This is a genomic window from Mesorhizobium sp. M5C.F.Ca.IN.020.29.1.1 (genome assembly GCF_003997375.1).
Classification (GTDB): domain Bacteria; phylum Pseudomonadota; class Alphaproteobacteria; order Rhizobiales; family Rhizobiaceae; genus Mesorhizobium; species Mesorhizobium wenxiniae.
Window position 1 is genome coordinate 1 of the sequence record NZ_RZSW01001212.1, and the last position, 404, is coordinate 404.

1 pseudogene is annotated in these 404 nt (G+C 55.2%); it reads left to right on the forward strand.

Annotation, left to right across the window (positions count from 1 at the left end):
- Positions 1–177 precede the first annotated feature (177 nt).
- Positions 178–404, forward strand: a pseudogene (locus EOA85_RS37085) (alpha/beta hydrolase); the annotation flags it as partial.

The following is a 404-nucleotide window of genomic DNA, read 5'->3' on the forward strand; positions in this document are numbered from 1 at the left end:
GGATGTACCATGCATAATCCCGGGAGAGTAGGGACACCGGATCGGCTTCCGCCTCTCACAATTGACAGCATCCAAATACACCGACCAATGCTGTCACTCAGGGAAATTGAGGTAAATCAACCTGTCTCCAAGTGATACAGGCCAATATTCGCCCGTCCTCTTTGTGGAGCTTTTCCAATGAGACGAATTGGCGGTTTCCTGCTGGCCATGTTCATCGCTACGGCCGGTGTGGTTTTCTTGCTTTACAAAAATGAGCTTGGCCGCATGCGCGACGCCGTCAGCCGAGGCGGTGTGGTCGCCAACCTCGACATGGGCCCCGTCGAATATGCCGACAGTGGTGCGGGTATTCCGCTCTTATCGATCCATGGTGCCGGTGGCGGCTTTGACCAAGGCCTTGCCAATGC